General features: G+C 70.2%; 4 protein-coding genes. 1 reads left to right on the plus strand and 3 read right to left on the minus strand.

All coding sequences use genetic code 11. From position 1 onward, the window contains the following. The first annotated feature begins 554 nt into the window (after positions 1-554). The gene (locus ACWGIG_RS07675; RefSeq protein WP_453320625.1) at positions 555-3,830 is read left to right on the plus strand and encodes a S8 family peptidase; all 3,276 of its coding nucleotides are present in this window, start codon (positions 555-557) and stop codon (positions 3,828-3,830) included. Positions 3,831-3,938: 108 nt separating this feature from the next. Here the strand turns inward: ACWGIG_RS07675 and rph are convergent, their stop codons facing one another. The 3 genes from rph to ACWGIG_RS07690 form a co-directional block, all read right to left on the minus strand. Next, a complete protein-coding gene (gene rph / locus ACWGIG_RS07680) occupies positions 3,939-6,596 on the minus strand; it encodes a rifamycin-inactivating phosphotransferase (RefSeq protein ID WP_453320618.1) in 2,658 nt (885 codons plus the stop codon). 238 nt (positions 6,597-6,834) lie between these two features. After that, complete coding sequence (locus tag ACWGIG_RS07685; protein ID WP_453320619.1) at positions 6,835-7,596, minus strand: enoyl-CoA hydratase; 762 nt, start codon at positions 7,594-7,596, stop codon at positions 6,835-6,837. A gap of 264 nt (positions 7,597-7,860) precedes the next feature. Continuing rightward, a complete protein-coding gene (locus ACWGIG_RS07690; protein ID WP_453320620.1) occupies positions 7,861-8,664 on the minus strand; it encodes a class I SAM-dependent methyltransferase in 804 nt (267 codons plus the stop codon). Positions 8,665-8,853: the final 189 nt, after the last annotated feature.

Genomic DNA, 8,853 nt, shown 5'->3' on the forward strand with positions numbered 1-8,853 from the left:
TGATCCTCCGAGTCGGTGTGCGGTGGCCGGAAGGATACTTCAGCAGTCTGACACCGCGGGCTTCGCGAACCTGGAGGCCGTGGCCGCGGTGCGGGCGCACCTGAATTCCGGCCTCCGGCCAGCCCTGACGGCGACAGGTTCCCTCAAGGTGCGGATACGGCCAGTCGGGGGCGAACGCTCCGTGAGGCGCCGGTCGCACAGACGCGCCGGGAGTCGTCGGGCGGTGGCCCGGGGGGTGTACGACCCCACGTTTCTCGGCGGCAGCCGGTGAGGGACAGACGCAGGCATCGGCCGTCCGGTCGCATATCCCCTGAAACTCGGCGAGTTGAAGGTTGTCCTAAAACCCTGCGCATCAACTCTTCACTTCTGTCTCACCGTTGATCACATTTCCCACGCGTCTCATACTGCGGCTGACCGGTGGCCGGAGTCGTTGCGTCCGCTGCCGGGACCATTCGCCTTCATCCCAAGCTCCTGGGGGAGACTTGCGCGCACAACCGAAAAGAGCAGGCGCCTTCGCCGTCGCGGCGGCCACTTCGGTGGCCCTCGTGGCAGGTATGACCGGTCCTGCCACAGCAGTCGGCGCGGACGCGCCGACCGCGCCGAACCACACCCGCCCCGAAGGCGGTCAGCGGGTCCAGCTCATCACGGGCGACCGTGTGGTGGTCGGTGCCGAGGGCCGGGTGGTGGGCTTCGAGCCCGCCAAGGGCCGTGAGCGCATACCCGTGAAGGTGGAGCGCGCCAAGGGCCACACCTTGGTGCTGCCCACCGACGCACAGCGCCTGATCGCCACCGGCAAGCTGGACAAGCGGCTCTTCGACGTCACCGAACTCACCGACCCGCAGCTGCGCAAGAGCCGGCGCGAGGGGCTCAAGCTGATCGTGCAGTACACCGGGGAGGCCGGCACCGCACGGGCCGAGGTGCGTGCGGCAGGTGACACCCGGCTGCGGCGTACCTTCCCCTCGATCAACGCCGACGCCGTCCAGGCCTCGCCGGGCGACCTGGCCAAGGTGTGGGAGGCACTGACCGACCAGCAGCGCGGTGTCCGCACCACCGCCTCCGGCATCGGCAAGGTGTGGCTGGACGGGGTGCGCCGGGCGAGCCTGGACCGCAGCGTCGGGCAGATCGGCGCCGACAAGGCGTGGCAGGCCGGGTACGACGGCAAGGGCGTCAAGATCGCCGTCCTGGACACCGGCGTCGACAAGACCCATGACGACCTGTCGGCCCAGGTGATCGGCGAGAAGAACTTCTCCGCCTCCGCCGACGCCACGGACCGCGTCGGTCACGGCACGCATGTCGCCTCGATCGCCGTTGGCACCGGCGCCAGGTCGGGCGGCAAGTACAAGGGCGTCGCCCCCGGCGCCAAGGTCATCAGCGGCAAGGTGCTGAACGACGAGGGAGTCGGGGACGACTCCGGCATCATCGCGGGGATGGAGTGGGCCGCCGCCGAGGGCGCGGACGTGATCAACCTCAGTCTCGGCGGTCCGGACGGCCCCGACATCGACCCGCTGGAGGCGGTGGTCAACAAACTGTCCGCCGAGAAGGGGATCCTGTTCGCCATCGCGGCGGGCAACAGCGGCCCCGGCGCGTCGTCGGTGGATTCGCCGGGCAGCGCGGACGCCGCTCTGACCGTCGGCGCCGTCGACAAGGACGACAAGCTGGCGGACTTCTCCGGCATCGGCCCGCGCGTCGGCGACGGCGCCGTCAAGCCGGACGTGACCGCGCCCGGCGTCGCCATCACCGCGGCTGCCGCAGCCGGCAGCGCGATCGACACCGATCCCGCCACACCGCACCCGGCCCCCGGCTATCTGCAGATCGACGGCACCTCCATGGCCACCCCGCACGTCGCGGGCGCGGCGGCGATCCTGAAGCAGCAGCACCCGGGCTGGAAGAGCGCCGACCTCAAGGGCGCGCTGACCGCTTCCGCCAAGAGCGGCGACCACACCGTCTTCCAGCAGGGCTCGGGCCGCATCCAGGTCGACAAGGCGCTGTCCCAGAGCGTGATCGCCGATCCGGTCTCGCTGGCCTTCGGCGTCGCGCAGTGGCCGCACACCGACGACAAGCCCCTCACCAGGAAGCTCGGCTACCGCAACCTCTCCAGCACCGACGTCACCCTCGACCTGTCGGTGTCCGGCCTGGACCCGGCAGGCAGACCGGCCCCTGCCGGGTTGTTCAAGCTCGCCGCCGACAGGGTCACCGTCCCCGCCGGCGGCCGGGCCGAGGTCGACCTGACCGCCGACACCCGGGTCGGTGATGTCGACGGCTCGTTCTCCGGCCAGGTCACCGCCACCGGCTCCGGCCAGTCCGTTCGTACGGCCGCCGTGGTCACCCGCGAGGTCGAGTCCTATTCCGTCACCATGAGGACCGTCGGCCGCGACGGCGCCGACGCCCGGAGCTTCGCCGCCTCCCTGTCCGGTCTCTCCGGACCCGGCAAGGATTTTCAGGCCTACGTCCGCGACGAGCCGGGCACCCACACGTTCCGTGTGCCCAGGGGCTCGTACGCGTTCAACGCGGACATCGTCCAGGACTGGTCGGACCTCACCAAGGGCGTCGACTGGATCACCGGGCCCGGGCTGGAGGTCACCGGGGACACGACGGTCATCGCTGACGCACGTACCACCAAGCCGGTGGACATCACCGTGCCCGGCGTCGACCGCACGACTTTCGGCGGGGTGTCGTACGACGTCGGCAACGGCGCCGCCGGTGGCGGCTGGTCGCTCCCGGACGGTTTCACCAACTTCCGCACCGCCCACCTGGGTCCGGCCGTCACCGACGGTTCGCTCAAGCAGTACTGGGAAGCCCACTTCCGCAAGGACGCCACCACCCAGTACTCGGTGGCCTTCGGCGGCAGCACGGGCAAGCTCGGGACCGGCTACCGCAAGCACGTGAAGGCGAACGAGCTGACCACGGTCGAGGTCGGCCTCGGTGCCGCCGGCCCCGGCAAGACCTCCTTCCTCCTCGTACTGCCCGAACTGCCGGGTACCTCCACGATCGCCAGGGGTGCGATGGGGCAGGCCGCGCCGGGCACGCGCACGCTCCACCTCTCCACGGGCGACGGCGTCAAGTGGTCGATGGAGCACTACCAGCAGAGCGGGTCGAGCATCGAAACAGGCTACGGAACGTCCGCACCGCGGCGTTACGAGACGGGCAGGACGTACCGCGAGACGTTCAACACCGGCGTTTTCGGCCCGCTCCTCGGCAAGGGCATGGGCGTCTTCCGCACCGCGCCCGACCCGGCCACCGGTGGTGGCCAGAAGATCTACGGCTCGCTGCCGCTCTTCGCCGACGGCCAGGGCCACGGCGGATACTCGTTGCACACCTCGGCCCGGTCGGCCCTCTACCGCAACGGCGTCAAGGTCGGCGAGAACAACGACCCGCTGACCGGCCAGGAGACCTTCAAGGTCGACTCCGGCGACGCCGAGTACCGGCTGACGACCTCCGTCGAGCGCTCCGCGGAGGTCGCCGCGGTCTCCACCCGTATCGACGCCGACTTCACGTTCCGCTCGCGGCAGGTCGCGGACACCACGGCGCTGCCGGTGTCCACGGTCCGCTTCGCGGCCCCCGTCGACCTCACGTCGCGCGCCCCGGCGGGCAAGTCGGTCCAGGTGCCGGTGACCGTGCAGGGCTCGGCGGCCGGGAAGAACCTCAAGTCACTGGCGGTTTCGGTGAGTTACGACGCCGGGAAGACCTGGAAGGCCGTGCAGGTCAAGAACGGCGGGATCACCGTGAAGAACCCGGCGAAGGGACAGAGCATCTCCTTCCTCGCCGACGTCACGGACAACCAGGGCAACAGGTCGAAGCTGACGATCCAGCACGCGTACTACGGCAGGTGACGTGGCCCCGGTGACGGGAGACGCTGTCCCGGTGCCGGAAGTCGTGTGAGGTCAACGTGCTGGAAAGCGTGCTCGGACGCTTTCCAGCACGTTGTCCGGTGGGGCCGGTCAGGGCAGGAGCTCGATGTATCCGTCGGTTCCGTGCACGCGGATGCGCTGTCCGTCGCGGATCAGCCGGGTGGCTCCTTCCACGCCGACGACGGCGGGCAGGCCGTACTCCCGGGCGATCACCGCGCCGTGGGTCATCAGGCCGCCGACCTCCGTGACCAGGCCCGCGATGCCGACGAACAGCGGTGACCAGCTGGGGTCGGTGAAGGTGGTGACCAGGATGTCGCCCGCTTCGAGGTCGGCCTCCGCCATGTCGAGGATGACGCGGGCCCGGCCCTCGACGGTCCCGGCGGAGACCGGGAGGCCGATCAGGGCGCCGTCCGGTGCGTCGTCACGGCGGTACGCCCCGGTGACGGCCTCGCCGTCCGAGGTGAGCACCCGGGGCGGGGTGAGCGCCCCGTACGAGCGGAATTCTTCCTTCCGTTGCTGGACGAGCCCGCCGTCCACCCGGTGTGTGCGTACGACGTCGTGGAGCTCCTGGAAGGTGAGGTAGAAGACGTCCTCCCGGTCAGGGAGCACACCGGCCCGGACGAGGCGCTCGGCCTCCCCCATCAGGGCCCGCTTGTAGACGGAGTAGCGGCTGATGATGTGGTACTTCGGGTACTCCCGGTACCCGATGAAGGTGCGGACCCGGTCGATCATCCGCTTGGTCTCGTCGGCCTTCAGCTCCCCGTCCGGCAGGGCGCGCAGGCGGGACAGTACGTCCTCCTCCTTCTTCAGCGCCTGCTTCCGCCCCTGCTCGAAGCGCCGTTCGGCGGCGCCGGGCTCGAAGATCCTGACGTTGTCGAGGATCACCGGCACGAGGGTGCTGGGACGCTCGCTCCAACGCGGCCGGGTGATGTCGATCTCGCCGACGCAGCGCATGCCGTACCGGTCGAGGTACGCCTCGATGGCATCGCGCGCTGCCACCCCGCCCTGGAACTTCGGCAGTTCGCCCAGGAAGTCCTCGTCCTCGACGCCCTGGAGGAATGCCACCACTTCCGGGTACGGACGGATCGCATCCGCGACGTCGAGCAGTGCGAGGCCCATCTCCGACGTGATGTTGTCGGGGGCGGACAGGGTGAGGGTGTCGGCCGCGTTCTTCTCGCCCAGCCACTCCTGGAGCTTGTCGTTGAGCCACCAGGTGGCTTCCATGCCCGCCATGATCACCTGCATGCTCAGCGGATCGCCGAGGACCCGCTTGTGCTCCTCGAAGGCCTCCAGCAGGAACTCGAACAGCGCCGGTCCGCTCTTCGCCCGGATGTCGTGCTCCAGGGCGGTGAGGGACGCCCGGCTGCGCTCGATCAGGCCGGTGACGATGGCCGGGTCGGTCTCGATCGGGGCGGGCGTGCCGCCGGGCGGCGTGCCGCCGGGACCCTCGTCCGGGAGCGAAGGGACGAAGCCCTCGCGGTCGAGCACGGTCTCCAGCGCGTCCCTGACCAGCGGATCGCCCTTCCCCATCAGGTCCAGGAGACCGGCCCGGCTCGCGGGCGAGGCCAGCCGCCGGGTGACGTCGACGAACAGCCTCCCGCCCGCCTCGTGCATCTCCACCATGGCCATCCGCTGCCACATGGAGAACCCCAGCGGCTTCATGGGGTCGGTCATCATCTGCTGATGGCCGACGGAGACGTAGACGTGGTTCGCCCGGTCGCCGGATTCGGGGACGGATTCGGATGCGGATTCGGATGCGGATTCGGATGCGGATGCGGATTTGGGGACGGGGATGGGGAACAGCGTGGTGATCGGCCGGCTCTGCACGATCCGGAAGTCGTCGTCGACCAGGCACCACTCGATGTCCTGCGGGCGACCGAAGTGCGCTTCGATACGCCGCCCGAGCCGCACCAGCCGCACGGCCTGCGCATCCGTCAGCGCGGGCTCGTCCCGCTGCTTCGCGTCGATCGCCACGGTCTGCGTACCGCCGTCCGCCAGGGCGTGCACGGCATGCGTCTTGGCGGCGATCGCCTTGTCGACCACTTCGCCGTCCCGCACCTTGAAGACGTCCGGGTTCACCAGTCCGGACACCAGTGCCTCGCCGAGGCCGAAGCCGGCGTCGACGGTGGCGACCTTCCGGTTGCCCGTGACGGGGTCGGCCGTGAACAGGATGCCGGAGGCCTGCGGGAAGGCCATCTGCTGTACGACCACGGCCATCTGGACCGCGCGGTCGTCGATGCCGTGGCGCCGGCGGTAGGCAACGGCCCGCTCGGTGAACAGCGAGGCCCAGCACCGGCTGAGGTGCCGGAGGATCTCCGCCGGTCCCACGACGTTCAGATAGGTGTCCTGCTGGCCGGCGAAGGAGGCCGTCGGCAGGTCCTCCGCCGTCGCGCTGGACCGGACGGCGTAGGCGGCCTGCTCACCGTGCCGGCCGAGCGCGCGGGTGACCGCCGCCGCGAGATCGTCCGGGATCGCGATCCCTTGGACGGACTGCCGGATCTCCGCGCTGAGCGTGCGGATCGCGTCCCGGTCGTCCGGGTTCAGGCGCGACAGGCGGCCGAGCAGCCCGTCGATCGACGGTGCCAGGTCCATGACCCGCCGGAAGGCGTCCGTCGTCACGCAGAAGCCGGCCGGAACCCGGATGCCTTCGATCCGCGAGAGCCCGCCCAGGTGAGCGCCCTTGCCGCCGACGACCGCGACCTGCGTCTCGTCAACCTCCGGAAGGTCCCACACGTACTGCTCGATCACTGCGATACCTCCGAGGTACTGATGTCCGTTGCCCTGCACCGGCCGGTCGCCCCACCGGCGCCTCCCGTCAGGTCGGACATCCTGCGCCACCACAGGGGCCTTGCCGCAAGCCCCCCGGTGGGTTATAAGTTGAGAAGGGCAGGGAGAGAGATCTTCCTGCCTTTGCTTCTGCCCTCACGGGGCGGCGGGCCCGTGGTTTCCCACGGCCTCCCATGACCTCCCACGGCCACCCACGACTTCACTGGCTGATCTGCTGCTGGAATTCCCGCAGGCGTCGGCGCGTGGTGGGCAGGCCGAAGGACCACATCTGTTCGCGGGTCTCCTCGTGCAGGACTTCCTCGTGGCCGCGTCCGTCGCCCGCGTTGCGCAGGGTGTACTTGGTGCGGCGGACGAGTTCCGGTTCGACGCCGTGGGTGCGGGCGGCGAGGGCCTGGGCGGCAGGGAGCAGTTGGTCGTCGGGTACGCAGCGGAGGGCGAGGCCCGCGGCGGCAGCGGCGGGGCCGTCGAGGCGCTCGCCGAAGAGCAGCATGGCGGCGGCCGTCTGCGGTCCGACCAGGCGCTCCAGCATCCAGGTGTGTCCGCCGCCGGGGTGCAGCCCGATCTTGAGGAAGCGGGTGTCGAACCAGGCGGAGGCGGCGGCGATCCGTACGTCGCAGGCCAGCGCGAGGTTCAGGCCGGCGCCGACGGCGGGCCCGTTGACGGCGGCGATGGTCGGCAGCGGGGAGCGGGCGACGCGCAGGAAGCCGTCGTAGACCCTCCGTACCCCGGAGGCGTCGCCGTCCGTGGCCGCCAGGAGGTCCGCCAGGTCTGCTCCGGCGCAGAAGGCCCGGCCGGCACCGGTGATGACCACCGCGGTCACGGCGGGTTGGGCCTCCAGGTGGTCGAAGGCATCGACGATGCGGTCGACGAGGGCGCCGGAGATGACATTGCGCCGGTCGGGGTCGTTGAGGGTGAGGGTGGCGGTGCCCTGATCCAGCGTCACTTCGAGGAGGTCACTCATGGCTGCTGCCTTCTTCCATACGGGTCCTACGGGTCATGCAGGCCCTACGGGCACGGTCCCGCGGTTTTCGCACAACGGGCCTGACCAGGACGGGAGTTGCCGCATTGCGGGCCGGCGGGGCGAACCCGGCAGCGCGCACGCGGACTTGGAGTCGGAGTCGGAGTCGGAGCTTGGGGTCCCCGAAGGCCGCCCGGTCCGCTTCCTGACGTGCCGTGATTTTAGTGCCGGTTCGGGCAAGGTCTGCCCACGTGACCTGGTACGGCATCAGTCGGCTTCCAGGACGAAGAACAGGAAGCTCACGAAGGCCCCCGAGGGCTTGTCCACGAAGGCGTCGGGGAACAGCTCGCGTGCGCCCGGTGCGGGGAGCGGTTCGCTGATGACGTTGATCCGGAAGCCGGCCGCGGTGAAGGCGTCGGTCATCGCGTGCAGCGGCCTGCGCCAGAAGGTCATCAGGGCGGTGTGCCCGTCGATGGTCCATTCCTCGGAGTGCTTGTGGGTCGCGAAGTAGTCACCACCGGGCACCACAAGGCCGATGGAGGGGTGATCGACGGACACCATCAGTCGGCCGCCGGGGGTCAGTACGCGACGCAGTTCGGCCAGCGGCGCCGTCCAGTCCTCCAGGTAGTGCAGGACCAGGGACGCGACGACGTCGTCGAACGCGGCGTCGGGGAACGGCAGCGGGCCGCCCAGATCGGCGAGGTGCAGGGCCGTGTCGTCGCCGAGCCGTTTCCTGGCCAGGTCCAGCATCTTGGCGCTGGAGTCGAAGCCGGTCACGTGCGCGCCCCGGTCGCGCAGCGCCTCGGTCAGGGGGCCGGAGCCGCAGCCGGCGTCCAGGATCCGTCGGCCGGTCACGTCCCCGGCCAGGTCCAGCATCGCGGGCCGCTCGTAGAAGGCGTTGAAGAGGCTGATCTCGTTCGCGGCGGAATAGGCCTCGGCGAAGCTGTCGTAGTCATTGGCAGTCTGCTGTGCGAGCCCGGCAGAACCCTCGGGGGCAGGACGTATCCGCGGCAGCGGGCCGGGGGGAGCGGTGTCTGTGTGCGCGTCAGAACTCGTGGCAGCGGAAGTCATGCGGCCGATCCTGGCACGCACGGCCCGTCCGGTGTCGGGTGATTCACGATCACCCTGCTTCCCCTGGCTGCCGATGGGTGACCCGCTCCGGGGCCGATGCGGGCTCGATTCCCCGAGCGGACCGAGCCATGGCACGCCCGTCCCCGGCACGCCCGAGCTCCGTGAGCGTGCGGTGCGGCGTTCGGTCTG

This window comes from Streptomyces sp. NPDC054863 (assembly GCF_053610825.1).

Bases quoted from the DNA above. Each gene is read 5' to 3' on its own strand.
- ACWGIG_RS07685 (WP_453320619.1), bottom strand. From the start codon at position 7,596: ATGAGTGACCTCCTCGAAGTGACGCTGGATCAGGGCACCGCCACCCTC.
- ACWGIG_RS07675 (WP_453320625.1), top strand. From the start codon at position 555: ATGACCGGTCCTGCCACAGCAGTCGGCGCGGACGCGCCGACCGCGCCG.
- ACWGIG_RS07690 (WP_453320620.1), bottom strand. From the start codon at position 8,664: ATGACTTCCGCTGCCACGAGTTCTGACGCGCACACAGACACCGCTCCC.